Source organism: Bradyrhizobium sp. 170, assembly GCF_023101085.1.
Classification (GTDB): domain Bacteria; phylum Pseudomonadota; class Alphaproteobacteria; order Rhizobiales; family Xanthobacteraceae; genus Bradyrhizobium.
This window is the reverse complement of sequence record NZ_CP064703.1, coordinates 2,902,739-2,928,128: the sequence shown is the minus strand read 5'-3', so window position 1 is coordinate 2,928,128 and position 25,390 is coordinate 2,902,739. Positions and strand designations below refer to the sequence as shown.

The 25,390-nt window shown below is 58.9% G+C and carries 22 protein-coding genes; 9 read left to right on the top strand and 13 right to left on the bottom strand.

Translation table 11 applies throughout. The features are described from left to right. Positions 1-12: 12 nt before the first annotated feature. Complete coding sequence (locus tag IVB05_RS13680; protein ID WP_247784878.1) at positions 13-1,212, bottom strand: CaiB/BaiF CoA-transferase family protein; 1,200 nt, start codon at positions 1,210-1,212, stop codon at positions 13-15. Between the two features lie 75 nt (positions 1,213-1,287). Continuing rightward, complete coding sequence (locus IVB05_RS13675; protein ID WP_247784877.1) at positions 1,288-1,920, bottom strand: 2-hydroxychromene-2-carboxylate isomerase; 633 nt, start codon at positions 1,918-1,920, stop codon at positions 1,288-1,290. A 242-nt stretch (positions 1,921-2,162) separates the two neighbouring features. Between IVB05_RS13675 and IVB05_RS13670 the strand changes: the two genes are divergently transcribed. Next, positions 2,163-2,675 carry a helix-turn-helix domain-containing protein gene (locus IVB05_RS13670; protein WP_247784876.1) on the top strand — a complete coding sequence of 171 codons (513 nt, stop codon included), beginning with the start codon at positions 2,163-2,165 and terminating at the stop codon, positions 2,673-2,675. A gap of 123 nt (positions 2,676-2,798) precedes the next feature. Here the strand turns inward: IVB05_RS13670 and IVB05_RS13665 are convergent, their stop codons facing one another. The 6 genes from IVB05_RS13665 to IVB05_RS13640 all read right to left on the bottom strand — a co-directional run bounded on the left by IVB05_RS13665 (position 2,799) and on the right by IVB05_RS13640 (position 10,754). Next, the gene (locus IVB05_RS13665; RefSeq protein ID WP_247784875.1) at positions 2,799-4,598 is read right to left on the bottom strand and encodes an AMP-binding protein; all 1,800 of its coding nucleotides are present in this window, start codon (positions 4,596-4,598) and stop codon (positions 2,799-2,801) included. A gap of 168 nt (positions 4,599-4,766) precedes the next feature. Next, the gene (locus tag IVB05_RS13660) at positions 4,767-5,966 is read right to left on the bottom strand and encodes an ABC transporter substrate-binding protein (protein WP_247786686.1); all 1,200 of its coding nucleotides are present in this window, start codon (positions 5,964-5,966) and stop codon (positions 4,767-4,769) included. Positions 5,967-6,541: 575 nt separating this feature from the next. Beyond that, positions 6,542-7,048: a signal peptidase II gene (gene lspA, locus IVB05_RS13655; RefSeq protein WP_247784874.1), complete on the bottom strand. Its 507-nt coding sequence runs from the start codon at positions 7,046-7,048 to the stop codon at positions 6,542-6,544. 196 nt (positions 7,049-7,244) lie between these two features. Then, complete coding sequence (locus tag IVB05_RS13650; protein ID WP_247786685.1) at positions 7,245-7,544, bottom strand: putative quinol monooxygenase; 300 nt, start codon at positions 7,542-7,544, stop codon at positions 7,245-7,247. Between the two features lie 41 nt (positions 7,545-7,585). Then, positions 7,586-9,664, bottom strand: coding sequence for a 3-hydroxyacyl-CoA dehydrogenase NAD-binding domain-containing protein (locus IVB05_RS13645; protein WP_247784873.1), 2,079 nt, complete (start codon positions 9,662-9,664; stop codon positions 7,586-7,588). Between the two features lie 514 nt (positions 9,665-10,178). After that, positions 10,179-10,754, bottom strand: coding sequence for a TetR/AcrR family transcriptional regulator (locus tag IVB05_RS13640; RefSeq protein ID WP_247786684.1), 576 nt, complete (start codon positions 10,752-10,754; stop codon positions 10,179-10,181). 202 nt (positions 10,755-10,956) lie between these two features. On the opposite strand from IVB05_RS13640, the gene IVB05_RS13635 reads away from it, so the two are divergent. The 6 genes from IVB05_RS13635 (at position 10,957) to IVB05_RS13610 (ending at position 18,425) form a co-directional block, all read left to right on the top strand. Next, positions 10,957-12,063 carry an efflux RND transporter periplasmic adaptor subunit gene (locus IVB05_RS13635; RefSeq protein WP_247786683.1) on the top strand — a complete coding sequence of 369 codons (1,107 nt, stop codon included), beginning with the start codon at positions 10,957-10,959 and terminating at the stop codon, positions 12,061-12,063. A gap of 41 nt (positions 12,064-12,104) precedes the next feature. Further along, positions 12,105-12,593 (top strand): nuclear transport factor 2 family protein, encoded by a 489-nt coding sequence (locus IVB05_RS13630; protein ID WP_247784872.1) that lies wholly within the window; start codon positions 12,105-12,107, stop codon positions 12,591-12,593. 85 nt (positions 12,594-12,678) lie between these two features. Further along, positions 12,679-15,789 (top strand): efflux RND transporter permease subunit, encoded by a 3,111-nt coding sequence (locus tag IVB05_RS13625; RefSeq protein ID WP_247784871.1) that lies wholly within the window; start codon positions 12,679-12,681, stop codon positions 15,787-15,789. A 197-nt stretch (positions 15,790-15,986) separates the two neighbouring features. Then, positions 15,987-16,172 (top strand): hypothetical protein, encoded by a 186-nt coding sequence (locus IVB05_RS13620; RefSeq protein ID WP_247784870.1) that lies wholly within the window; start codon positions 15,987-15,989, stop codon positions 16,170-16,172. 50 nt (positions 16,173-16,222) lie between these two features. Continuing rightward, positions 16,223-16,939 carry a TetR/AcrR family transcriptional regulator gene (locus IVB05_RS13615; RefSeq protein ID WP_346771855.1) on the top strand — a complete coding sequence of 239 codons (717 nt, stop codon included), beginning with the start codon at positions 16,223-16,225 and terminating at the stop codon, positions 16,937-16,939. Positions 16,940-17,264: 325 nt separating this feature from the next. Continuing rightward, positions 17,265-18,425, top strand: a complete 1,161-nt coding sequence (locus IVB05_RS13610; protein ID WP_247784869.1) for an iron-containing alcohol dehydrogenase — start codon at positions 17,265-17,267, stop codon at positions 18,423-18,425. A gap of 227 nt (positions 18,426-18,652) precedes the next feature. Here IVB05_RS13610 and IVB05_RS43415 read toward each other — a convergent pair whose 3' ends face one another. The 5 genes from IVB05_RS43415 to IVB05_RS13590 form a co-directional block, all read right to left on the bottom strand. After that, positions 18,653-18,982, bottom strand: coding sequence for an alpha-hydroxy-acid oxidizing protein (locus IVB05_RS43415; protein WP_253075654.1), 330 nt, complete (start codon positions 18,980-18,982; stop codon positions 18,653-18,655). Beyond that, the gene (locus tag IVB05_RS43410) at positions 18,948-19,811 is read right to left on the bottom strand and encodes an alpha-hydroxy-acid oxidizing protein (RefSeq protein ID WP_253075653.1); all 864 of its coding nucleotides are present in this window, start codon (positions 19,809-19,811) and stop codon (positions 18,948-18,950) included. The genes IVB05_RS43415 and IVB05_RS43410 overlap by 35 nt, the downstream gene beginning before the upstream one ends. A gap of 293 nt (positions 19,812-20,104) precedes the next feature. After that, positions 20,105-21,037 (bottom strand): ketopantoate reductase family protein, encoded by a 933-nt coding sequence (locus IVB05_RS13600; RefSeq protein ID WP_247784868.1) that lies wholly within the window; start codon positions 21,035-21,037, stop codon positions 20,105-20,107. Positions 21,038-21,328: 291 nt separating this feature from the next. Further along, positions 21,329-22,120: a class II aldolase/adducin family protein gene (locus tag IVB05_RS13595; RefSeq protein ID WP_247784867.1), complete on the bottom strand. Its 792-nt coding sequence runs from the start codon at positions 22,118-22,120 to the stop codon at positions 21,329-21,331. 35 nt (positions 22,121-22,155) lie between these two features. Beyond that, positions 22,156-22,977 carry a class II aldolase/adducin family protein gene (locus tag IVB05_RS13590; protein ID WP_247784866.1) on the bottom strand — a complete coding sequence of 274 codons (822 nt, stop codon included), beginning with the start codon at positions 22,975-22,977 and terminating at the stop codon, positions 22,156-22,158. 175 nt (positions 22,978-23,152) lie between these two features. Here IVB05_RS13590 and IVB05_RS13585 point away from each other — a divergent pair, with 175 nt between their 5' ends. Both IVB05_RS13585 and IVB05_RS13580 read left to right on the top strand, forming a co-directional pair. Beyond that, entirely contained in the window at positions 23,153-24,085 is a 933-nt protein-coding gene (locus tag IVB05_RS13585) for a LysR substrate-binding domain-containing protein (RefSeq protein WP_247784865.1), read from the top strand. A 282-nt stretch (positions 24,086-24,367) separates the two neighbouring features. Then, positions 24,368-25,315, top strand: coding sequence for an alpha/beta hydrolase (locus IVB05_RS13580; RefSeq protein ID WP_247784864.1), 948 nt, complete (start codon positions 24,368-24,370; stop codon positions 25,313-25,315). Positions 25,316-25,390 lie beyond the last annotated feature (75 nt).

Genomic DNA, 25,390 nt, shown 5'->3' with positions numbered 1-25,390 from the left:
GAAGGCTTCGAACTAAACCGCCACGCGCACCGCACGCTCGGCGACCATCTTGTCGATGGCGCTGTCGTCATAACCCAATTCGCGCAACACATCGCGCGAGTGCTCACCGACCCTGGGCGCTGGTCCGCCGATTGCAGCCTCGTTGATTTCGAAGCGGGCCGCGGGCTTGGGCTGCCGCACTCGCCCGACCTTCGGCTGATCGAATTCCGCGATGATATCGCGCGCTACCACTTGTTCGTTGTGTATGATTTCGCTCCGCCGCAAGATCGGCGCACAGGGTACATCGGCGGCGTCTAGCCGCTCCAGCCATTCGGCTGTGGAATGCTGGCTGATATACTCAGCCATCTTGTTGATGCGGGCCGTGGCGTTGACCGAACGCGCTGATGGCGTGGCAAACCGGGGATCTTTGGCAAGTTCGGGATCGCCGGATGCCCGGCAGAACCCCTGCCATTCGGAATCCGAAATGGTGCCGGCGGTGATGTAGCCGTCACTGGTCTTGAACACGAGATCCGGCCGATCGTTGGGATCGGCTGCGGCGGCCTCGGTCCCGACGACCGTATACTGCATCATGCCTTCGGGCCAAAGGTAGGAAATCATCGCATCCAGCATCGCTACTTGAATATGATCCCCCTGCCCGGTCTTCTCGCGGGCATAGAGCGCTGCCGCCACCGCCTGTGCCGTGAACACTGCAGTAGTCTTGTCGCATACGATCGTGCGGATCATTTGCGGACGGTTCGTTATCGGCTGCGACTGGATATCGGCGAAGCCCGACAAGCCTTGAATGATCGGGTCATAGACGCGTTTCTTTACATACGGTCCGGTATCGCCGACGCCGCTGATCGAGACGTAGATCAGGCGCGGATGGCGCTGCCGCAATTCTTCAACACCGAGTCCAAGGCGTTCCATGGTGCCGGGCCGGAAGTTCTGCACCAGCACGTCAGCCTGCGCGACCAGCTTGGTGAGCACCTCACGGCCACCCGTGCTCTTGACGTCGATCGACAGCGAACGTTTGCCGCGGTTCGAGGAGATGAACAGCGCCGAGAATTCGCCGTCCTTGTCGATGGTGGCACGGCTGCGGCGGGTAATATCCCCGCCGATCGGCTCGATCTTCAGCACGTCGGCGCCCTGGTCCGCCAGAAACATCGTCGCGAACGGGCCCGACACCACGCCGGTCAGATCGAGGACGCGAACACCGCTAAGCGGGCCAGGCATGGGCATTCTCCCTGTGTTTATTTTTGCTCTAGGTCCGGAATTAGGCTTTCGTCACTCACCCGCACAGTCGGCCAGTTAGGCAGTCTTGGGAACAGGTTGTTTGGTCTGTTCGACAATCGATTCCTCGACGTCGCGGAGTTGGTCCTTGCCGAAGAACATTTCCTTTCCGACGAAGAAGGTCGGTGAGCCGAATGCTCCCCGGCTGACGGCGTCGGTGGTCAGGTCGATCAGCCTCTTCTTGACGTCATCCTGCTGCGCGCGCGCGATCAACCTGTCGATATCGATCCCTGAGGAGATGAATGCGTTCCGGAAGATTTCGAGGTCGTCCATCTTCTTCGGCTCTTCCCACATATGATGGTAGGCGGCGCGAAAATAGGGCTCGAACACGCCTTCGAATTGGGCCGCGACGGCGCCGCGCATCAGCATCAGCGTATTGACCGGAAAGAAGGGGTTTGAGCGGAATTTCGTAGCATTATGGCGGCGAATGAAGCGCTGGGTCTCCAGCGCCTGGTATTCCGGCTTGTTCTTAATGCCGCGAAGTGAATCGAACGGCGACATGTTGCCCGTCGCCTTGTAGATGCCGCCCAGCAGGACCGGGACATACTCGAATTTCAGGCCCGTACGTCGCTCGATGGCCGGAATGGCTAGTTCCGCCAGATAAGCGTTAGGGCTGCCGAAATCGAACTGAAATTCTACCTTAAGGGGCATATCGACTCCTCCCGGAGAGCGCGTTGTTGGCCAGGTTCGACGATCAGCAGGCCGAACCCAAGCTTGCGATACATTCTTATAGTTCTAAAATCGAACTGTCAAATAGTGCAGAATTTTGCCAGTTTGGCGCGAACCCTAGGGGATTGTTTGGAGTTCAGTACCTAACTAGAATGGTAGCGGGACCAAAAGTTCCCTAGACGATTCGATCTGAATGAGCACGGGAAGAAGAGTGGAGTACCGGAATGAGATGGGATGAACTCGAGGAAGAGCCCTGCTCGATGGCCCGGACCATCGGCGTGATCGGCGACCGCTGGACCCTTCTGATCCTGCGCGAGTGCTTCCTGCGCACGCGGCGCTTCGAGGGGTTTCAGTCCGCGCTCGGAATCACGCGCCATCTGCTCGCCGAACGGCTGAAGAAGCTGGTTCGCCAGGGCGTACTGCGCCGGATTCCCTATCAGGAATCGCCCAAGCGGCATGAATACATCCTCACGCAGAAGGGACTCGATCTCTACCCGATCATGATGGCGATCGTGCATTGGGGCGACACGCATATGGTCGACGAACGCGGGCGGCCGCTGCTGCATCAGCACCGCAAATGCGGAAAGGACTTCAATCCGGTCATGGTGTGCTCCGAATGCGGCGAGCCACTTTCGGCCAAGGAGGTTCATACCCATCCCGGCCCCGGTGCCCGAAGCACCCCGGCAAAAAAGGCATCAGAGAAACCGAAGGCGAAGGCGTCCCGCAGCGCCGCTTGAGGCGGCCACCACCCGGATGCCCCATCGAAGGCTCACTAACCATCTGAGCGCAGGCATATCCGTAGGCGCGATATGGCCGGACACGAGATGTCCGGCAACGGTCGCGAACAGCTGAATCGGCGCTTAGACCTGGATCACATCCCGACTTGCTTCGTTGCCATAGAGGCGTTCTACCAGTTCAGAGCGGTTTTTTAACACAGCACGTTGATTCACATAGGCCTTGTCGGTGATTTCTCCTGCGGCCAATGACGGCGGATCCTTCAGCAGCGAGAAAGAATAGATTCTTTCGCTGCTTCCCACGTTCTCATTGTATTCCTGGAAACGATCTTTCAGAAATTGAATGACGAGAAGGTCGCAGGTCAAATCCGAGGCTGGCGTCTTCGAAATCCGCGCTGCCTCGGTTGGATTCAACCAGCAGAGCAGCGCACACGATTCCAGATTTTCTCCCGCAACGACGATGTCAAGCAATACGCCGCGCGTAGCTGCCAAGATTGCCGCGCGCATGTTCCCGATCGAGACCCATGTGCCGTTCGCGAGCTTAAAGTTCTCAGAAATTCTGCCCGTGAAATGCAACCCAAGCTCCGGCTTCGCAGGATCCAGAAACGAGACGGTGTCGCCGATGCGATAGAATCCTTCCTCATCGAAAGCCTTTTCCGTCAGATCGGGTCTGCCGAGATAACCTGGGGTAACGTTGGGTCCCTTGACCCTCGCCTCGTAAGTATCGGAAACGGGGATCAGTTTGAGCTGCAGCCCCGGAGCGGGAAGACCAATCTCCCCCGGCTGATCCGTTGCCCAATGGGTCGTACTGATGGTCGGGGCCGTTTCGGTGGCGCCGTAGCCGGACATGACCGGAATTCGCCGGCCGGTGATCGACAACGTCAACCGATAGAGTTTTTCAAGCGTAGCTTGCGAAATTGCAGCCCCCGCATAGCTCAATCTATCGACCCGTTTGAATACGCTGGCGCCAAGCGCGTGGTCGTTCTCGATCGCGTCACACAATAGATTATAGCCGGCCGGTACGTTGAACATGGCGGTCGGAGAAATCTCCTTGAGATTTGCGACGGTCTTGTGGAAAAGCTGAGGCACCGGCCGGCCGTCGTCGATGTAGAGCGTCCCGCCATTCTTGAGGATGCTGTGAAGAATTACGTTGCTACCCATCGTATGATGCCAGGGCAGCCACTCAACCTGCACAGGTGCGTCCGGAGGGGACACCAGCAGACTCCCCATTTGCAGGGAGCTTGCCATCATGCGGTGAGTGTTGAGTACGCCCTTGGGGAAACCGGTCGAACCGGACGTAAAGAGAATCTTTGCGACCGCATCGCAAGACACCGCACGTGATGCACGCTCGAATCCATCGCTTCCGCTTTGGGCGGTCAGATTCCGGAAAGGGACCGTGTCCGGCGCGCCATCGACGCTGATCCAGGTCGCGGCTGCCAGTTCGGGAATGGAGCGGCCAGCTGAAAAGTCGCGTCCGCTCTGAACGAAAACGAAATTCGGGCTCAACGTTTCCGCGATGTCCTTGAGACGAGCCAGGCCACCGGGCATCAGCGTATAGTTTGGCGATATCGGTGCCAGGATTACCCCTATCGACATCGCTGCAAACGAGATCACCGCGTTCTCAATGGAGTTTCCTGAAAGTATCGCCAGCTTGTCAGCCGGCTTTGCGCCCATATCGATCAGGCTTTGGCCAACCGCCTGAACCTGCGACCATGCTTCGCTATAGGTTATCTTGTCCCACCCCCCACTCGCATTGCGTTGCGCAAGAAAGATTCTATCCGGAAAGGAATTTGCCCAGGTCGGAAGGAAGTCCGTGATGCGCCAATCGCACTTTCCCAACTTTATAGGCGAACTCAACAGGAGCGTGCCATCTGTTCGACGCTCTATGGAAAGCTCTCGCGGCGCAAACGTCAGTGCCTTCGACATCGAAAATAATCTCCTGAGTTACGGGATGGGTCGACCGAGCGTGCTACAGGCGGTTCGCCACGGGCGATGTCCCCCTCGGATAACACGATCGTCAATCTGCTTCCGGGCCAGGCCCGCGGCAGTTCGCCCTTAATCCAACTGCCGCACCTGTCGCTTACCCCGGCGAGGTCACTCGGACCTCGCGTCCAGCACTTCGCCGAAGGCTTGCCAGCTCGTGCCACTCCAGCGCTGCAATCGCATTTGGGTCCAGATCATGTTCTCGGTGTCGGTGGTGTTGACCTTGATGCCGGGCAGCGCAGTCGGAACCACGAAATCCCTCAGGTTCTTGGCTTGGGCAAGAATATTCTTGCGGGACAGATCATTGCCGCATTGCTTTAAGATCTGCTCGAGCAGGATGCCTTGCTGATAACCGGTCAGATAGCTGCCGTTGGTGATATCGGCGCCCGGCAAATACTTATCAAAAAACACCCGGTAGGCCTGCATGCCCGGGTCATCTTTCCATTCCGGGTCCAGAATATCCTTGTTGGTCGTGCCGACGATCACGCCGACCGATTTGTCGAGGCCGGCAGGCGCGAGCGTGCCTCCGACTGAGCCGGATGGGAAGTCGAGGATTACTGTCGCCTTCCAGCCGATTACCGAGGCTTGCCGGATGGCCTGAGCGGCGAACTTCGGTGTGCCGGCGATCACGAGGGCATCCGCGCCGGAGCTCTTTAGATTGACCACCTGCGAGTCAACCGTCGGTTCAGTGACCTCATAGGAAGCGGTGACGACCTTCCGGTCGAAATCCTTGCCGAGAAACGCCTTGAAGGCGTTGACATAATCTTTGCCGAGGTCGTCGTTCTGATAGAGGATGGCATACTTGGCGTTCGGCAGTGCTCTGGTCAGATATTTGGCGTAGATTTTTCCTTCCGTGTCGTAGCTGACGAGGCCTGTGGTGGTCAGTGGGTAGTTGGCGACCTCCGTGAACTTGGATGACCCGCTGATGATGGCGATGCTGGGCACCCCTTTCGACCTCAGGTATTTTGCCGTCGCGGTGATGCCGGGAGTGCCGAGCTGGCCGAACATGAACGACACTTCGTCGCTCTCAACGAGTTTGCGAACGTGCTCCACCGCCTTCGGTGGGCTGTATGCATCGTCATATGCGATGTAGTTGATCTTGCGTCCGTTAATGCCGCCGCGGTCGTTGACCGACTGGACATAGGCCATAACTCCCCTTCCCACCAGACCGATCGATGAAGCCGGTCCGCTGAAGGGAAAAACGCCGCCGATCTTGATCTCGGTCGCTGTAATTCCGGGCTCTTCGGCCGCGAGCGCAGGCCCGCTTAAAAGTAAAGCCAGAGCCGCCACGGTCTTCCATTTCGTCAACATTGCACGTCCTCCCGAAAATAATGCCCCTTCGGGCATGTGGTTTGTCTTGTTGCGCCGCTGGCTGCTCGTCCTTTGTCACTCGCTGAACTGTCTCAGCGGGCGGTGGTCGAGCGCTGCAAGCCGGCACATGCCGGCCGTTGCGACCGATGTCTTTCTCTCAAACCTACAGTTCTTTTTTAGAACTCGTCAACCCCTCAGATAATGGTTCGTTGGCCGGCCAGCGGCACGCCTGCCTGATGCGGGCGCAACGTGGCGCGTTCAACCGTTAGAGCGAAACTACGCCTATTGTGACATTAGCTCGCGGGCCCGCGGGCGCTCGTGCATCCTGAATACCCCATCAGGACGTGACGGGGGCGGAGCTTCTTCCACGCCGACGGCGCGATTCTATTATCGAACTAATTGTAATTTCGGACTCAAGCCGATCTTGAAGGCAGCGGCGCACTATCGCCTCTTCTTTACGTGAGTAAATGCCGGCGAGACCAAAAATCTTGAAGTGTATCAGGGGCGATAAACAAACGCGGATTCGTCGCAGACTCGGTCGAAAATGAGCCGTTCACGGACAAACACTAAGAATTCTAATCGTTGCCGTGCTCGACTTCGCGAGGTTGCGAAATAGGCAAGAGACTAGCGAGCAGAATTAGTGCGACCCCCAAATCTATTGATATATCAGCGACATTAAAGACCCATACAAATCGAAGTTTCGACGCATCGAATATGTCGACAACGGCTCCCCATCGGAGGCGGTCGAGGGCATTTCCGAGTGCTCCAGCGCCGATGAATGCGAACCCAAGAGCGCTCATTAGCGATGTCGATTGCCGCCACAAAAACAGGAGCAAAACTGCCACTACTGCAACACTCAAAGCAGTGAGCGCCCAACGCGAAATTTCCCCGTAGTCGGGCACCAAACCAAATGCGTTGCTGCGATTGAACACGAGAGTGAGGTCAATGGGCCCCACCAAATTAATAGTCGTGCCAACGGTACCCAAGGACACGAGTGCCCAATGCTTCGTCAGTTGATCCAGTCCCAGCATTGCAAATGCAACAAACAACGCGACGATACGGGCGTTTGGGCGGCTATTCACAACAAGCTCCTGTTTCGCTGCTGCCCTAGCTAGATGCCGGCACAAGAACCGGTCGGGCGCGTTCTCACCTTCGCGGTCGCCGAGCCCTCTCATGCTCGCGTATCATCCGACGTTCTCCCGTGCTGCAAGCTGCATTGATTCCAACTCCGCATCTTCGCATTGATGCTACTTAGGGCCTGTCTGAACGCCGATAGTGTTACCGCTTCTCGACCTTTTCCGGAGTAATGATCTGAACCTGGACGGGTGCCGCGAAGCACTTGACGGCAACGCGACCGAACGCTTTCATGTGGTCGCTCTTGGAATGAAGAGGAAGACACTCGGCCGACTGCCACTGTTCGACGAACACGAGCCTGTTCGGATCGATGGTACTTTCAAACAGTTCGTAGGAAATACATCCATCTTCCTGATGGGTGGCGGCAATGCAATCCTTCGCGGCAGAGAACAAATCCGCCTTCATTTCCGGCTTCACCGTAAGCGTTGCTATCACGTAGACCATCTTGTCCCGCATCCTTCCCTGATGTGTCCGAACCTGTTGATCTACTTGAAAGCGGCGAGCGTTCCGCCGGCCAGAGCTAGGCGATGGAGCAGCGGCACTGGCCGAAGTGTCTCGTCTTTGTCCAGGGCAGCCATATAGGCCAGCCGTTCGACGACGACAGGCAAGCCTACCTGGTCCGCAAGGAACATCGGGCCGCCGGTCTGGGGCGGCCAGCCGTATCCATAGAGCCAGACCAGATCGATGTCGCTCGCCCGCTCCGCGATCCCTTCCTCGAGAATTCGTGCGCCCTCATTGATCATCGGATAGATCAGGCGCTCATGAATTTCGGCGTCGCTGATTTGGCGCCGGGTGATGCCCAGCTTGCGACTGGCATCCATGATCAGCACCTCCACATCGGAATCCGGAATTGGCGTCCTGGATCCCGCATCGTACCGGTAGTACCCAGCTCCAGTCTTCTGACCGAACCGCCCCGCTTCGCACAACGCATCCTCGATCGGAGATTTCTCGCCACTATCCTTGCGCGACCGCCAACCGATATCGAGGCCAGCCATATCGCCCATGGCAAATGGACCCATCATTCCGAACCGCGTCGCGACAGCATCAACCTGCTGCGGCAGCGCCCCATCAAGCAGCATCTTGCGGGCCTGGAGGAGGCGGACTACGAGCATTCGATTGCCGACAAAGCCATGGCAGACGCCAACAACGATGGGACTTTTTCCGATGCGCCGCGCGACTGCGGCGGCGGTAGCCAGCACGTCCGGCGCCGATTTTTCGCCGCGCACGATCTCGCACAGCTTCATGATGTTCGCCGGGCTGAAGAAGTGCATCCCGATAACATCATGAGGCCGCTTCGTGACGGCTGCGATCGCGTTCACGTCGAGAAAGGAAGTATTTGTTGCGAGAATGGCCCCCGGCTTCGCAACTTTATCGAGCTTAGAGAAGATGTCCTTTTTTATCTGCATGGTCTCAAACGCCGCCTCGATGATGAGGTCGGCTTCCGCAACGTGCTCTAGGCCCACGACACCGGTAATCAATCCCAAGCGCTTGGCGACAGTGTCCGAAGCCAACCCCGAGCGCGCCGCGGTCGCCTCGTAGTTCTTACGTATTGTGCCAAGCCCGCGGTCGAGCGCATCTTTGGCAATCTCGACGAGCTTCACCGGAATACCGGCATTGGCAAAGGACATTGCGATACCGCCACCCATCGTGCCCGCGCCGATGATAGCAACGGCGTTTATCTTGCGCGATCGCGTATCCGCTCCAACTCCCGCGATCTTATTGCTGCTGCGTTCTGCGAAGAATACGTGACGCAGCGCTTTTGACTGGTCGCCGGCCATCAAGCGAGTGAACAGCTCCCTCTCCCGCCTGATCGCTTCATCGAATGGTACGTCCAGGCACCACGCAACGGCTTCAACACAGGCTGCTGGCGCCTCCAGCCCGCGATTGCGCTTCATCGCTTCGGCGGCTGCCTTGGTCAAGATGCTTCGGTCCGCGCGTGCCGCTTGCAGCTTCGAATCATCATCGCGCAGGGAACGCAGGGGACGCCCCTCGGACAGAACCTTCTGCGCAAAGGTAACTCCCGCCGCTACTGCCTCCCCTTCGAACACCTCGTGGACCAACCCGAGCTGCAGCCCCTCTTCCGCAGCGATCGGGTCGCCGGTCACGATCATTTGCACGGCCCTCGCCGGTCCGATGGCGCGCGGCAGACGCTGCGTACCGCCTCCGCCTGGGATCAGTCCGAGCCTAACTTCCGGCTGGCCGAGCTTGGCGTCGCTTGCTGCGATACGAAAATGGCAACCCATCGCAAGCTCAAGCCCGCCGCCAAACGCAACGCCGTGAATTGCCGCCACCACAGGCTTTGAGCGATTCTCGAACAGGTCATTAATTTCGCTGAGACTCGGGCCTTCCATCTTCTGGCCGAACTCGCGAATATCGGCCCCGCTAATGAACGTGCGGCCGGCGCAGACAAGCACGACAGCCGCATACTGGGGATCGTCCAGCACCTGCCGCATGGCGTCGCGCAGCCCATGGCGCACCGATGAGCCGAGCGCGTTCACTGGCGGGTTATCGACCAGAAGGACGGCCACAGTCCCTTGTTTCTCGATGCTAACAGGATTCTTCATCGCCTATCTCCTGGGATAGAATACTGTGTCCGGATTCCGCCGGCGGCGGCGGTGCTTTCAGTCGGCTGCCGGTAATAACGCTGGTCGCTACGACGATTTGCGAATTTCTTACGCACGGCCTGGAGCTCTTTCCTCGAGATCGAGCGCATTCAGCGCCGTCGTGGCGAACCGTTCCGCACACAGGCTCGGTCGATGGGGACTTCGTAGTGCCCCTCTGCACAAAGAGTTCGAGGCGCTGCCATCGCCCCCGCCAATCGGCCTCCGAACGGCCGAATCGATGACTGCTTCTGTCATCTGCAAGGTCTCCGAGCCGCGACCGCAGCATTGGTTGATGGCAGCGTGGTAGTTCGGCCGATCAACCGTGGCTACACCGCATCTGGCGAGTGGCTATTCAAAATTGAATTGAACGTTCGGTCTTACCCGAACCCATGTGGTCGGAAACAATGACACTGCAAAAAGCTACGGAAGAGGCACGCCGCGCTATCAACCGTGCGCAAGACCAACGTGCCCTCGTTCAAGCGGCAGTTTCGCGAACCTGTTCGACCGCTGCATCCAGAAGCGCCTGAGCCAGATCAGGGTCGTTGACGACGCGCGATAGCGTCACGGCGCCGACCATCGTCGCGAGAATGGCCATGGCCTTGGCGCGATCGGCCTCGCCGCCAGTCTGGGCAATGAAGCGGTCGAGCACGTCGAGATGCGCCTTGATTCCCGCTTCGAATTCCGCCTTCACGCCGGGGCCCTGTCGGGCGGCATCCGAGCCGAGTGCCACGATCGGGCAGCCGTCCATCTTTTCTCCGCGATGGTCGCCACTGAGGTAAAACGCGATCACCGTGCCAAGCGGATCATCAGGATTCTGAGCGGCCGCGTCCGACCATCGGCCGGAAGCGCTCTCCAATGCCCGCCTTGACGCCTCTACCGCCAAATCTTCCTTGGACTCGAACTGCTTGTAAAAAGCGCCTTGGGTCAGCCCGGCACCCTTCATCAGATCCTTAAGGCCGATGCCGTCAAAGCCGCGCTCCCGGAAAAGGCGACTCGCCACATTGATTACAGTTTCGCGGTTTTCCGCAGCCTGAATTCGACTCACACGCATCGTCCACCTCCGCATTAGATTGCGTTCGAAAGCTATTATCTTATATAGAGGACGAACGCAATCTATCAAGGAGCGGGCGACCCTAAACACATTGCTCCTGGCCGCGCTGCTCGATCACGGTTTTGTGACATTTTTTAGATTTCATTCGAAATCTATCTCGTATAGAGTTCGAACGAAATCTATTTTAGATGAGGACACGGACATGGAAAAGCGAAGACCTATCATTGTGTTAGGGGGTATCCTGATCGCGGCGTTAGCGGCGACCGCCTTGGTTACGCTTCGCACGCGGGAAGCCTCTGCCGTGAGCGACCCGAGGCAGGAACCTCCTGTCGTCAGAATGGTGACGGCGGCGCGGGTGACCGAATCCGAACGCGGCTTCACGGGCATCATAGGGGCGCGGGTACAGAGCAACCTGGGTTTTCGCGTCGCCGGCAAAATCGTGGAACGGCTTGTGAATGCCGGTCAGCAGGTCAAAGCCGGTCAGCCGCTAATGCGGATCGACGAAACCGACCTTCGCCTTGCGGTCACGGCGAAGCGCAACGCCGTTGCCGCAGCGCGTGCATCTGTCGTTCAGACCGACGCGGATGAACGGCGATACGCCAACTTGGTCAGCAACGGATGGGCTTCCCAACAGCGCTACGAGCAAGCGAAGGCCGCGTTGGATACGGCCCAGGCGCAACTCGCCACCGCTGAAGCTGATGCGCGCGTCACCGAGAATGAGGCGACCTACTCGATCCTGGTAGCGGACGCGGACGGAACGGTGGTCGAAACGCTTGGCGAGCCGGGGCAGGTCGTCTCTGCCGGCCAGACGGTCGTTCGGATCGCAAAGGCGGGACCGCGCGAAGCGGTGGTCGCGCTTCCCGAAACGATCCGGCCAGCGATCGGCTCGGTGGCTGAGGCCAGCGTGTATGGGGTCGATGGGCGGCGCTATACGGCGCATCTCCGGCAGTTGTCGGACGCCGCCGATGCGCAGACCCGTACCTATGAGGCCCGTTATGTGCTCGATGGTGAGGCCGCGGCGGCGCCGCTTGGCGCGACGGTAACCATTCGGCTGGCAAGCCAGGCGAGTCAGCCGGAAATCCAGGTACCGCTGGGAGCCGTGCTCGATGACGGCCGGAAGACCGGCGTTTGGGTCCTGGACAGCGCCACCTCGACCGTACATTTTCGCCCCATCAAGCTTGTTCGTGTGACCAGCGAAACCGCCGTGATCTCCGGACTGAGCTCTGGTGATCCGGTTGTTTCGCTCGGCGCTCACCTTCTCCAGGAGGGCGCTCGCGTCAGGACTGCATCTGAAAACAACGGAAACTAACGAGCTTCAATCTTTCCGCGATTACCGTCGGAGGACGGCAAATGCTATACAGTTACATTGTCAAAAAAGAAATCCGAAAGACCTTCGACCACGTCAACAACCATCGCTGGGATGACGCGGTGAAAGCAGTCGCGCCGCATGTCCATCACCGCGTTTCCGGCGCCCACGCGCTTGGTGGTGAGCGCCACGACAAAGAAGCCCTGCGCCGCTGGTTTGAGCGTCTCGGCCGCGTCCTGCCCACTCTCCGTCTCACGGTCAACAACATCTGGGTGAAAGGCTGGCCGTGGCACACCACCGTGTTTGCCGAGTGGGACGGCGCCGCAACGCTGCTCAACGGCGACGCGTCGTACGTCAACCGTGGCCTCCACGTATTCACCCTGCGGTGGGGCAGAGTCTATGCACTCGAGGAATTTCAAGATTCACAAGCAGCGGCCCGTGGGCTTGCCGCCCAAGCGGCAGCTGGCCTCAAAGAGGCTGTCGCCGAACCAATTGTAAGCTCCAGAAGCGCAGTCAGAGGCCGCGCTTTTTAGGTAAGCGCGGTTCACTCGGCGCCCACCTGCTGCAGGACGGCGCGAGCGTCACGACGAACGTCGAGGAAATAGGAGTGGCCAACTGATGAACCTCAATCTTTCCGCGATCGCCGTTCGCGAACGCGCCGTCACCTTGTTCTTCATCCTCCTGATGGCGGCCGCAGGCGCCTACGCCTTCATCATGCTCGGGCGGGCGGAGGATCCATCCTTCACCATCAAAACCCTGACGGTCACGACGGTATGGCCGGGCGCGACGGCGCGCGAGATGCAGGACCAAGTCGCCGAACCGTTGGAGAAGCGGCTTCAGGAGCTGACCTGGTACGACCGAGTGGAGACGACCACCCGGCCAGGTTATGCGTATATGATGCTCACGCTGAAGGACAGCACCCCGCCATCGAGCGTGCAGGAGGAGTTCTACCAAGCCCGCAAGAAGCTCGGGGACGAAGCCCGCAAGCTGCCGTCTGGTGTGCTCGGCCCCTTCGTTAACGACGAATATTCGGACGTGAGCTTTGCCCTTTATGCCCTCAAGGCGAAGGGCATGCCGATGCGGGAACTCGCCAGGCAAGCCGAGACCATTCGCCAGGACCTCCTGCACGTGCCCGGCGTCAAGAAGATCAACATCCTCGGTGAACGTCCCGAACAGATCTTCATCGAGTTCTCCTATGCCAAACTGGCAACCCTCGGCGTGTCGGCACAGGATATCGTTGCCGCCTTGCAGCGGCAGAACACCCTCACACCGGCAGGCTCGATCGATACCAAGGGGCCGCAGGTCTTCATCCGAGTCGACGGCGCTTATGACAGCGTCCAGGCGATCGCCGACACGCCGATCGTCGCTGCGGGACGGACGCTGAAACTCTCCGACATCGCCGAAGTGCGCCGCGGCTACGAGGATCCTCCCACCTACCTCATTCGACACCAGGGTGAGCCCTCCGTCATGCTCGCAGCGGTTATGCAAGAGGGCTGGGATGGCCTCGCGCTCGGCAAGGCGCTGGAGGAGCGGTCCGCCGCTATCGCTCGGACGCTGCCACTCGGGATGACTCTGGCCAAGGTCAGCGACCAGGCCGTCAACATCACCTCGGCGGTTGACGAATTCATGATGAAGTTTGCGATGGCGCTCGGCGTGGTGCTGCTGGTGAGCCTGCTCAGCCTCGGTTGGCGCGTCGGCATCGTCGTGGCGGCTGCCGTCCCCCTGACGCTTGCCGTCGTGTTCCTCATCATGCTGGAAACCGGCCGGTTCTTCGACCGCATCACGCTCGGCGCCCTCATCCTGGCGCTTGGTCTTCTCGTGGACGACGCCATCATCGCCATCGAGGTGATGGTGGTGAAAATGGAAGAGGGCATGGACCGCATCAAGGCGGCGGCCTACGCGTGGAGCCACACTGCGGCGCCGATGTTGTCGGGCACACTCGTGACGGTCGCCGGCTTCCTGCCGGTGGGCTTCGCGCGCTCGACGGCCGGTGAATACGCCGGCAACATCTTCTGGGTCGTGGGGTTCGCCCTGATCGTCTCCTGGATCGTCGCGGTGATCTTCACGCCCTACCTCGGCGTCAAGATGCTGCCCGCGATCAAGCCGGTCGAAGGCGGTCACCACGCGATTTACGGCACACCGAACTATCGGCGCCTGCGAAGCCTCATCACCTTCGCCGTGCGCCACAAGTTCGTAACCTGCGGCATCGTCGCCATCGCTTTCGCGCTTTCCGGGGCCGGCATGGGCGCCCTCAAGCAGCAGTTCTTCCCGACGTCCGACCGTCCCGAAGTGCTGGTGGAGGTTCGCTTGCCGGAAGGTACCAGCATCGGGACGACGACCGCCACAGTCGAGAAGCTCGAACGCTGGCTGCACGGCCAGTCGGAGGCCAAGATCGTCACGAGCTATGTCGGTCAGGGCGCTCCCCGATTCTTCTTCGCGATGGCGCCGGAGCTGCCTGATCCGGCCTTCGCCAAGGTCGTCGTGCTTACACCGGACGCGGAGGCGCGCGAGGCTTTGAAGCACCGGCTCCGAGAGGCGGTGTCGCAGGGGCTTGCACCTGAGGCCAATGTGCGCGTCACGCAGCTTGTGTTCGGACCCTATACGCCATTCCCGGTCGAGTTTCGCGTCATGGGGCCTGATCCCGCGCAATTGTACGCGATCTCTGAAAAAGCTCTCGGAATCATGCGTGGCGTTCCCGATGTGCGGCAAGCAAGCCGCGATTGGGGTGATCGCACCCCAGTGCTCCGCTTCATCCCTGATCAGGATCGACTGAACCTGATCGGCCTCTCGCCAGCGGAGGTGGGCCGGCAACTGCAGTTCCTCCTTACCGGCGTCGCCATCACGCAGGTCCGCGAAGACATTCGCAATGTCCCCATCGTGGCACGCAGCGCCGGCCGCGAGCGGCTGGATCCGACGCGTCTGGCGGATTTCTCACTGATGAGCCGGGACGGCCGCCCGATTCCGCTCGAGCAGATCGGCCATTCGGAAATCCGTCTGGAAGAGCCGATCATGAAGCGCCGCGATCGCACGCCCATCGTCACGATTCGCTCGGACATCAATGAGGCGACCCAGCCTCCAGAGGTTTCAAAGGAGATCAAGACGGCCCTTGAGCCGCTGATCGCATCCCTTCCGGCCGGCTATCGCATCGAATTGGGCGGATCGATCGAGGAGGCAACCAAGGCCAATGACGCATTGGCGACGATCTTTCCCGCCATGATCGCCGCCATGCTGATCGTCACCATGCTGCAGGTACGATCCTTCTCGACGATGACCATGGTCATGCTGACGGCACCGCTTGGCCTCGTCGGCGTCGTGCCGATGTTGCTCGTCTTTAACCAGCCCTTCGGATTCAACGCCATTCTGGGCCTGATAGGACTGGCGGGCATCCTGATGCGCAACACTCTGATCCTGACCGAACAAATCAAGGAGAACCGTGCTGCCGGCCTTGACGACTATCACGCCGTCATCGAGGCCACGGTGCAGCGCACGAGGCCCGTGATCCTGACCGCACTTGCCGCCGTGCTGGCCTTCATCCCCCTCACGCACTCCGTCTTCTGGGGATCGATGGCGTATACACTGATCGGCGGCACGGCGGTCGGCACGGTGCTGATCCTGCTGTTCCTTCCTGCGCTCTATGCTGCGTGGTTCCGGATCAAGCCGACTGCAGATGACCTCCATGAGGATTCGACGGAGGAGCTGGAAGTGCGAACAGCAACGGCTGCGGAGTAGGTTTCTGTTGTTGCAGGAGATGGTTCAAACCTCGACCGCTGGTTTGCCCGTGCTTTTACACCACGTGATTCCGAATCAAAATCGGCGGATGAACAAGTCTGCAGAGCCAAGGCGGCATCAGTCAGTCTCAATTTAAGTTTCGATGGAACCACGGACGACGCCCGCTCGCCAAGCTAACCCTAAACGTGGAGGCAAACATGAGTGGATCAAAGCGACTATGGACCAAGATTGCGCAGATCGCCAAAATGCTGGAAGACATGGCCGACCCGACCGGCGATTACATGGCCACTCTCGAACGGCGCGTCGATAAGCTAGAGCGGGACCTCGGGCACCTTGAAGGGCAGTTGCGCTCGCGCCCGGGTGGCATCGGGCTACAGCAGTAGATAGCAATTCAGACCAGATTTCACGCTCATTAACCGGTGTGCTTGGCACAATGAAGGCGTCGAACAGCCTTGAGCTGATCGCTACAACCGTCACGCAGATGTCCAACTCGGACGGGCGTGACAGATCCGGTTTATCAATTGGGAAGAGACCCATGAATCGCCCGATCCGAACGGGAACTGATCGCGACGAGGCGCGCGCACGCATCCTGAAGGTGGCGGAGCAGCACTTTCGTCGCATCGGTCACCATAAGACGTCGGTAGCCGACATCGCCCTCGAACTAGGCATGAGCCCGGCGAACGTCTACCGTTTCTTTCCCTCCAGGGATGCGATCAACGAGTCCATCTGCGAGCGATTGATGAGCGAGGTTGCGGAACTCGCCTTGGCAATCGCACGCACGAACGCGCCGGCCATGGAGAAACTCGACCGGCTGCTGACCGCCATTCACCAACACACCAAGATGACGCTGGTCAAGGAAAGGCATATGCACGACCTGATCGTTACTGCCACGCAGGAGAACTGGGCAATCATTAGGGCGCACATCGACCGGATGGTGACGATCGTCGAGGCGATCATACGCGAGGGTGTCGAAGCCGGCGAGTTCGTGGTCGACGATGCCGCGGAAGCCGCGCGAGCGGTCAAATCCTCATTCGTGCCGTTCTTCCATCCGATTCTGATCGAGCACTGCGTTCAACACAGGGAAGATATGGAAGCAGACCTGCGCGACCAGATTCGCTTTATCCTGAAAGCTCTCCGCAAGTCTCACTAATCCTTCTGCTTAAGACTGGGCCAACTGCTGATGCATTGATGAGGCTAGACGGAGGGATCGAGAATGCGGACCCGGTCTCATCCACCCAAACCGTTGTCCGCAACAGAGCCATGACTGCTCTCCGATCTTCAAATTGCCGAGGGAGACGACTTGCCGAAATACCGCCGACGTTAGCCTTACCGTCAAGACCTGGCGTTCGACTGGGATGCGCGCCGAACGGGCATCGTCGATCTTGCGCGCATCCCGACCGCCAGCGAATTCTCTGTTGCACCCTGTTACTATTAATATTAAAGTCACTTGCCTTATTGAATGACGGTAGGAAACCATGCGCAAAACCGGAATCCACAATTTTCCCGCAATCGATCGTGTCGTCTATGGCAAAGCTGCGTGTGACGCTTTGAACGATGAGGCGGTGCGACTTGACGCTAAGCGCGTCTTTCTTATCGTCAGTAGAACCTTAAACACCAAGACGAATGAGATCGAGAAGATTCGGCGTGCTCTTGGCAACAAGCACGTGGCGACCTTTGATGGAATTGAACAGCACACGACGCGTAAACAGGCTGCCGAAGTTGCCTGTCAAGCTAACGAGGCAAAGGCTGATCTGATCGTGGCCGTTGGTGGAGGTTCTGCCATCGATCTCGCAAAGATAGTCATCATGGCGATGGAGCACGATATCCGCGATGAAGCGGGTTTCGATCCATTCCCGATGGGCCCAGGCGTAAACGTCTCTCCGTTTCGCTCGCCCACAGTCCGACAGATCGCGGTACCATCGACGCTTAATGGTGGCGAATACAATGCAGCAGCGCTCGTCACCGATGAGCGCAATAAGTTGAAGCAGATATTCTTCCATCCCCAAATGTCGCCAGTAGCGATCATCCTTGACCCTGCCCTCACTCTTCATACGCCGGCGAACCTTTGGATGGGATCGGGAACGCGTTCGATGGATCACGGTATCGAAGCGTTGTGCTCGCCCGCCGGCACCCCGCTGGCTGACGAAGTCGTTTTGGCAGGCATCCGCATTCTGCGTGAAGGAATGCTCCGGACCTTGCAGCAACCTGATGATGTGGAGGCGCGTCGACTATCTCAACAGGGCTCATGGCTTGCATCTTATGGCCTCCAGGCACGCGTCCCGATGGGAGCAAGTCACGGCATTGGCCATGTGCTTGGAGGGACTTTCGACGTTCCCCACTACTATTGCACACCTGTCATCATGCCGAGCCTGCTTCGATTCAATAAGCCTTTCACCGAGGATGCGCAGAAGCGTTTAGCGGCAGCTCTTGGCGCACCAGGTATGGAAGCCGCTGATGCCTTTGCGGAATTCACAAAAAGCCTTGGATTACCTGCCCGCCTTGCCGATGTCGGCATCGGCGAAGACAAGTTTGACAAGATCAGCAAGATTGCGATCAATCATCGCTTCGTACAGGCCAATCCGCGGCCTTTCAAAACCGAAGCTGACATCGTTGATCTGCTGCGAATGGCCGCTTAACCGGGATAACCAGGACGAAGTAGCGGAGTTACGAACAACCAGCGTCACGCGCGATGGGCAAACGGGTCTGACGTGCGGGAGAACGTTCGCATTCTTCCGCGCGTCGTCCATGGCCTCACTGAAGACGTCGCTCAAATGATTGCAATGCGCAGTACCGGGCAAAGCGGCCGCTGAATCGCGCAAGTCTATCGGTTCGCTGCTCGTGGGTCTCAAGATAGTTGGTTTCTTCAACCAACAGACATCAGGGACGACGGATGCAGATCGGCGAGGCTGGGATACCCGTCGACGGCCATCAGCAAATCCGCCTCGGCTAGAATGCAACGCAGCACATGAACGATGCCCTCGACGCCATCCAGCGCCAGCCCATAAGCATACGGCCGACCAACGCCGACAGCCGTCGCACCGAGGGCCAAAGCCTTTATAACGTCAGTCCCTGAGCGTATCCCGGAATCAAACAGAACGGGGGTGTTGCCGGAGGCTTTGACGATACCCGGGGTCCACCGCTGCAATGCCGCCGTTGGCTTAGCGGCCGCCATGGTTTGAACAGTAGATGCCATCGACGCCAGCATCGATCGCGCGCCGCGCGTCGTCGGGATGGCAAATACCCTTCATTATCAACGGTAATTTCGTCAGCGAGCGCAACCACGGAAGATCATCCCAATTCAGAGGATTTCCGAAAATCTTCCCCCACTGCATGATGCCTGCCTGCATATCCTCGTCAAGCGGGTCTGCGAGACTGGCGCGAAATACGGGGTCTGAGAAGTAGTTGCCGAGACAATGTCCGCGGAGAAACGGAAAGTTGGACTGATTGAGATCCCGGGGGCGCCATCCGGTCACCCACGTATCCAGAGTCACAACGATTCCCTTGAAACCTGCAGCTTCCGCCCGGCGGACGAGGCTCTCTGCAAGCGCACGATCAGTAGGCGTATATAGCTGAAAGAAGCCCGGCGTATCACCAAACTCCGAAGCAACCTCTTCCAGCGGAATGTTGCTCAAGGTCGATGCCACCATGGGCACGCCAAGCTTCCGTGCAGCCTTTGCCGTTGCGATATCGCCGAGCCCGTCCTGCGCGCACACACCAATAACGCCGATGGGACTCATGAATATTGGTGAAGGAAGCCGCATCCCGAACAGATCAATCGACATGTCCCGCTTGGCAGCGCCGACAAACATCCGCGGAATCAACCCCCAGCGTTCGAATGCCGATACGTTGATGTCTTGCGTGTGCTCGTTCCCGCAGCCACCCGCAACATAAGATACCAGCCCCGGCGGCATTGCGGCGTGAGCCCATGCCTCGAGGCTGCGAAAATCGACCGGAAGCTTCGGCAACCGTCCGTCCAGGCCTGCGCGATAGATTTCCATCTGATAGTCGCCATAGTGAACCACATCGTCCTCCCAAGCCTTGTCATCACACCGAGCGGCGCACAGCGTTAGATGTCAGGCGCCTAGCTGCCGGGGCCGGATACTCGGCACTAGACGCAACATACGTCCAATTGTCCTCCGGCTTCAGGTCGGTCGTCTGGGCCGAACGATATTCCGTCAGACGGGGGATGAACCCAGTAATCAGGCCGAAGCTTCTCGCCGCACCCGGCATTGTCAGTCCATGCAAGGGTCCCGTAGCGACCCGCATGATCCTGTGGTACAGCGAAGTTCTGCCTACCTCTTCGAGAGCATCATCGCTAACGTGCACCGGCTTCCCGAGCGCGACGCGCCTCATACGACTTCGCATGTGCGTACGCCGTACTAAGAAGGATTGGGACGTCACCTCCTGCGCCGCGACTAAGCAGATCACCGAGGATATGATCGCCCTCAATCGGCCCTCCCCGCTCGATATCGCGGAGCATGGAGGCCATCAGCGGAGAACCCGGCGTTGTGAGTATGGAACGCACGCCATCTAGATATGCCGAACGCGGTTCAAATCCCTGCTTGGCCGCAATCGCGCTGCACTCGCCAAGCAGCTTCGTCACCACGCTCGAGGCGCCGGCAGCTACGACGTCTCCGATCGACGCGCGCATCAAGCTGGTCGAGCCGGCGGCGGTAGCAATGAACACCCACTTTTCCCACATGCCTTGCAGAATGTTGTCGCTTAGTTCGGCAACAAAATTGGCGCCAGACAAGGCACTGACGATCTCGTCGCGACGTTCGGATCGCGCTCCGTTCTGCTCTCCAAAGCTCAGCGTATTCAAATCCGACAGATGTACAATCTCTCCTTCGGCGGAAAGCGCGGCCGAGATGGCGCATTGACCGCCGAACACCCTTTTTTCGCCGAACCGCGCGTTCAGCACATCTATATGACGCAAGCCGTTCAAAAGAGGGACAATGACGGTTTTTTCGTGCACTGCCGGCGCGAAGGATTCAATGGCGCCGTCGAGATCGTAAGCCTTGCAGCTCAACATTATAAGATCATACGAACCATCGAGGCGGTCGGACGTGACAGTCGGGGGCGACGGCAGATGAAGATCGCCGGCCTTGCTCTTCACAACGAGGCCACCTTTCGCAAGAGCTACCGTTCGCTTCGGCCGCACCAGGAACGTGACGTCACGTCCCGCGGCCAGAAGCCTCGCGCCAAAGTATCCGCCCATAGCTCCGGCGCCGATGACCAATATACGCAAGATTCATCTCCTAACGTGAAAGATCGTGGTTCTGTTCTGAAGGCGTTATTCGATCGCAAGGTACCGCCCGGCGGTCATTGTTATCCCGCGATTAGTCCGCGGCGCTACCCGCGGCTGACGACTGGACTGCTCACTTGTAGATCGGTTTTCATTTTCTTCGTAATCAAGCCAATGTTCGTCCGTGCTCCCCGCGTGCAAACTCGCGGTAGCCATGTCAGCCAGCCAGTAAGTATCGTCAAACCTTTCATTCCTAAGAGCAGGCGGCGGCGAACGAACCGCCGTCGATCCCGCTCAATCCCTGTAGCCCGATCCCTTTGCATCAAGTGCGCGACGATATGCTTCGAACGAATCTTGCCCAAAGGAGGTTTTTTCGTCGAAGCCCTTGGCAACCTCGCTCTGCATCTGACGCGTCGTCCGGCGTAAAACCTCTTCCGACAACGGCCGCAAGCTTTTTCCGAATGTTGCCGCCGCAAGTTGCACTTCGCAGGCGCGTTGCAGAATCGACATGCGGAACAACGCCTCCGCCGCGGTGGCCCCGCACGTCAAAAGGCCATGATGTCTCAGGATCATGTAGTTCTTGCTGCCGAGCGACTTCACAAGCCGTTCGCGCTCACCCAGATCCGTCGAGATGCCCTCGAAATCGTGATACGCGATTTGCTCATAGAGCATCGCGCCGTAGAAGCTATGCGGGGAAAGCCCCTCTTCCGTGCAAGCAACAGCAACGCCGGCAGTCGTATGCGTGTGGGCGATGAAGTGGGTGTCATCCCGCGCGGCATGAACGGCGGAATGGATCGTGAATCCCGGTGCGTTGACGCGACCTGGGACGTCGACGACCTTATCCCCATCGAGGTCGATCTTGATGAGATTGGAGGCCGTGACTTCGTCGTACGCCAGTCCGAAGGAATTGATCAGAAAGTGCCTGTCAGGGCCTGGCACCCGGGCCGTGATATGATTGTAGATGTGCTCGCACCAGCCCAGATCAAAGAAGATGTGGTACAGGGCGGCGAGATCCTCTCGAACCAGCCGCTCCTCCGCCGCCATTGCGTTGCGGCTAACATTTCCAGGCGAGGCTTGGATATTCATGCGTTCCTCCGAAAGCTTCCCTTTTGGCCGGTACGTCAGTTGAGCAGATCTGGCTGGTCCTTGACGATCTTCGAATAGAGGGTCTGGAATTGAAACCAACCCGTCCTTGAAGCTCCGAGAATGTTGAATGCCTGTTGCGCCGACTGTTCGGGAATGATCTTGAGGGGTTGTCCGGTTCCGGCGGCCGCCGCTTCAGCGAGCAACTGCACCTGGCACGAGCGCTCCATCGTGATAAACCACCACACGGCTTCATCCACGGTCTGGCCAACCGTCAGAAGCCCATGGTTCTGCAGAATGGCCGCCTTGTGAGGACCCAACGCGCGGGCGATTTGCTGACCTTCATCCAGCTCGACTGCGACCCCTCCGTAGTCCTCATACAGAGCATGATCGTTGTAGAAGGCGCATGCGTCTTGCGTGATCGGGTCCAGCTTGCGGCCCAATGTCGCGAACGCGCGGCCGTAGGTGGAGTGCGAATGCGCCGCACCCACGGAATCGGGTCGGGCCGCATGGACGCTCGCATGAATCGCGAAGGCAGCAGCGTTGACGGGGTGGTTGCCTTCGACAACCTCGCCCTTGTGGTTCACTCGGATGAGATCTGACGCTTTGATCAGGCCAAAGCTCATGCCGAAGCCATTCACCCAGAACGTATCGGTGAACTCCGGATCGCGCGCGGTGATGTGACCGGCGACGCCCTCGTCGAATCCGAACCTCGCGAAAAGCCTGAATCCGGCAGCGAGCCGTTCTTTTCTGTGCTGCCTCTCTTCGGCCAACGTCTTGAAGACTGGTGGCTGCGGCAGACCCACATTCATCTTCGCCGCGGTCTCGGTATGTTGATCTGGTCGGTGGGGTGCGTTCATCGTTAGGTCCTGGTCTAGTTTCTGCGGTTCAGTCCTCGGCATGACGCCGGGACTTTAAGCTCGGGGACACTCTAAATTCCGCTATGGATGCTTCGCCGCTCGAACTAGACTGCTCCGCAGGCACCACAAGGACAATTGAAATCGATTAGGGATTCTTGAACTGGGCTCATCTCAAATGTCGAATTCACAACTCTCCCTCCCCCCCTTGGCAAGCCTCCGGGCATTCGAGGCTGTCGCACGCTCCGGCAGTGTCAAGCTTGCTTCCGAAAGCCTGAACCTCACGCCCTCAGCGATCAGTCATCAAATTCGAACGCTTGAGGCTCATTTTGGCGTCCAGCTCGTTCAACGCAGCGGCCGCGGCATCGTACTTACCGAAAGCGGGGCGATCTACGCCACTGCACTGTTGAACGCATTCAGCGAATTGCTTCGGGCCGGCGACCTCTTGGATGATAGGAAGCGAGGACGGATTGTCCGCGTCAGCGTGACCCCGACCTTCGCAATGCTTGCCGCGCTTCCCCATCTCGAAAAATTCAGAGTCGATAATCCGGGACTCGATCTGAGGCTCGAAGCAAATAACTCGCCGGTCGATTTCGAAAGGGACAACGTCAATGCCGCGGTTCAGCTCGGCGAGCCTCCCTTCAACGGCCTAGCCTTTCATCGACTGTTCAAGTCGCGCGTCGCGCCGTGCGCCGAACAGAAGTTGTTGGAAAGATTTGAGCCCATTCGGCGCTCGCATGACCTGGCGAAAATGCCGCTGATCAAATTCAATACGGCGCCGGATAGCTGGCAAAGATGGTTTGGCGAAATGGAGCCGGAACTCGCGTCACGGGAGCCGGATCTGGTCGGCGACAGTCTGCTGACCGGAATACAAATGGCTAGGTCCGGCATGGGCGTGATACTTGCACCGTTCCCACTCGCATCGCCAATGGTCACCAGCGGCGCTCTGAGCGTGGTGAAGCTGTGGGGCTCCTTGCGGATGGGACTACGAGACTTTTACTTTACCTATCGGAAGGTGGACACAACTTCCGAGAAGATAAAGGCGGTTCACAAATGGCTGAAGGTCATAGCCAGGGACCTCGAAGCGGAGTGTGCAACATTAGGGATTTGAGGAGGCTTCAAGCCCCCGCACCTGCCTGCTCTCCGTGCGAAATTGGCCTCCGGCCCTCGCGATGTCGGATGAAGCGAACGGCATGCTCGATCAGCGCATCTGCGTGACGACACGTCGCAGCGATCCGAGCGTACGCTAGTTCGATCAAGACTCGCGCCATCCTAATATAAACGTTTGCGAGCCGACAGCGCAAAGCTGCCACCAGGCCTATTCATTATTGAATTGGCGAGGCCATTGCATGAACGGTAATTATGAGCCTGCCCAACGGACGGAAGACTAGCCATGCCAACCAGCGCTGCTTCTGCCGAACAACAAGGCGCTGATCTTATAGGGCACAGTCGGGAGAATTCTCCAACGGTTGGCCATATCCGCAAACGGACGGTTCACGCAAATGGGCTCGATTTCCCGATCCTCGAAGCGGGGAGCGGCCCGCTCGTGTTGTGCTTGCACGGCTTTCCCGATCATGCGCGGAGCTGGGCTTACTTCCTTGACCGTCTCGCCCAGGAAGGATATTGGGCCGTCGCGCCCGCGCTGCGCGGATATTGGGCAGGCGGCGCCGCACCTGACGGATCGTACCGCGCCTTGGCGACCGGGCAGGACGTAATAGCGCTCATCGAGGCGCTAGGGGCCGAAAAGGCGGATCTCATCGGTCACGACTTGGGAGCACGTGCGGCCTACGCCGCGGCAAGCCTCGATGCGGCCCGCGTTCGCAAACTTGTCGGGCTGGCGGTTCCCTATGGAAAGGGATTGACAACAGCTTTCGTCGCTGACGGCGATCAGCAGCGACGAAGCTGGTATATGTTCTTCTTTCAAACACGCCTGGCGGAGATGGCTGTACAGCTCAACGATTTTGCATTTCTCGACCGACTTTGGCGAGAATGGTCGCCGGGCTATGTGCTGCCGGCTGCGGATCGGTCTGCTCTCAACGAGACGTTTGGGCAACCCGGAGTGCTAACTCAGGCGCTGGCATATTATCGGCAGTTGTTCACACCGCCATCTGAGGCGGAAGCCCAAGCCGTTGAAGCTCGTGCGAGCGGTCCAATCGCCGTTCCGTCGCTTTATCTGCACGGGACGGACGACGGCTGCATGTCCGCGCAGCTTAGCGAGGGCATGGAGGCAATGTTCACGAATGGACTCGAGCGCGTCGTGATGCCAGGTGCCGGTCATTTCCTGCACCTCGAACAACCCGATGATGTGTTGAACCACGTCCTGCGCTTCCTGAAATGCTGATCAGTCTCTGAGAGCCCGCGGCTATCCGTCCGTCGATGAACGCTTCGGTTTGATGAAACCCACAAGGATAACTCG

Excerpts from the sequence above, each read along its gene's own strand:
- IVB05_RS13680 (WP_247784878.1), bottom strand. The coding sequence starts at position 1,212 with ATGCCTGGCCCGCTTAGCGGTGTTCGCGTCCTCGATCTGACCGGCGTG.
- IVB05_RS13675 (WP_247784877.1), bottom strand. The coding sequence starts at position 1,920 with ATGCCCCTTAAGGTAGAATTTCAGTTCGATTTCGGCAGCCCTAACGCT.
- IVB05_RS13670 (WP_247784876.1), top strand. The coding sequence starts at position 2,163 with ATGAGATGGGATGAACTCGAGGAAGAGCCCTGCTCGATGGCCCGGACC.
- IVB05_RS13665 (WP_247784875.1), bottom strand. The coding sequence starts at position 4,598 with ATGTCGAAGGCACTGACGTTTGCGCCGCGAGAGCTTTCCATAGAGCGT.
- IVB05_RS13660 (WP_247786686.1), bottom strand. The coding sequence starts at position 5,966 with ATGTTGACGAAATGGAAGACCGTGGCGGCTCTGGCTTTACTTTTAAGC.
- IVB05_RS13650 (WP_247786685.1), bottom strand. The coding sequence starts at position 7,544 with ATGGTCTACGTGATAGCAACGCTTACGGTGAAGCCGGAAATGAAGGCG.
- IVB05_RS13645 (WP_247784873.1), bottom strand. The coding sequence starts at position 9,664 with ATGAAGAATCCTGTTAGCATCGAGAAACAAGGGACTGTGGCCGTCCTT.
- IVB05_RS13640 (WP_247786684.1), bottom strand. The coding sequence starts at position 10,754 with ATGCGTGTGAGTCGAATTCAGGCTGCGGAAAACCGCGAAACTGTAATC.
- IVB05_RS13635 (WP_247786683.1), top strand. The coding sequence starts at position 10,957 with ATGGAAAAGCGAAGACCTATCATTGTGTTAGGGGGTATCCTGATCGCG.
- IVB05_RS13630 (WP_247784872.1), top strand. The coding sequence starts at position 12,105 with ATGCTATACAGTTACATTGTCAAAAAAGAAATCCGAAAGACCTTCGAC.
- IVB05_RS13625 (WP_247784871.1), top strand. The coding sequence starts at position 12,679 with ATGAACCTCAATCTTTCCGCGATCGCCGTTCGCGAACGCGCCGTCACC.
- IVB05_RS13620 (WP_247784870.1), top strand. The coding sequence starts at position 15,987 with ATGAGTGGATCAAAGCGACTATGGACCAAGATTGCGCAGATCGCCAAA.
- IVB05_RS13615 (WP_346771855.1), top strand. The coding sequence starts at position 16,223 with ATGAAGGCGTCGAACAGCCTTGAGCTGATCGCTACAACCGTCACGCAG.
- IVB05_RS13610 (WP_247784869.1), top strand. The coding sequence starts at position 17,265 with ATGCGCAAAACCGGAATCCACAATTTTCCCGCAATCGATCGTGTCGTC.
- IVB05_RS43415 (WP_253075654.1), bottom strand. The coding sequence starts at position 18,982 with ATGGCATCTACTGTTCAAACCATGGCGGCCGCTAAGCCAACGGCGGCA.
- IVB05_RS13595 (WP_247784867.1), bottom strand. The coding sequence starts at position 22,120 with ATGAATATCCAAGCCTCGCCTGGAAATGTTAGCCGCAACGCAATGGCG.
- IVB05_RS13590 (WP_247784866.1), bottom strand. The coding sequence starts at position 22,977 with ATGAACGCACCCCACCGACCAGATCAACATACCGAGACCGCGGCGAAG.
- IVB05_RS13585 (WP_247784865.1), top strand. The coding sequence starts at position 23,153 with ATGTCGAATTCACAACTCTCCCTCCCCCCCTTGGCAAGCCTCCGGGCA.
- IVB05_RS13580 (WP_247784864.1), top strand. The coding sequence starts at position 24,368 with ATGCCAACCAGCGCTGCTTCTGCCGAACAACAAGGCGCTGATCTTATA.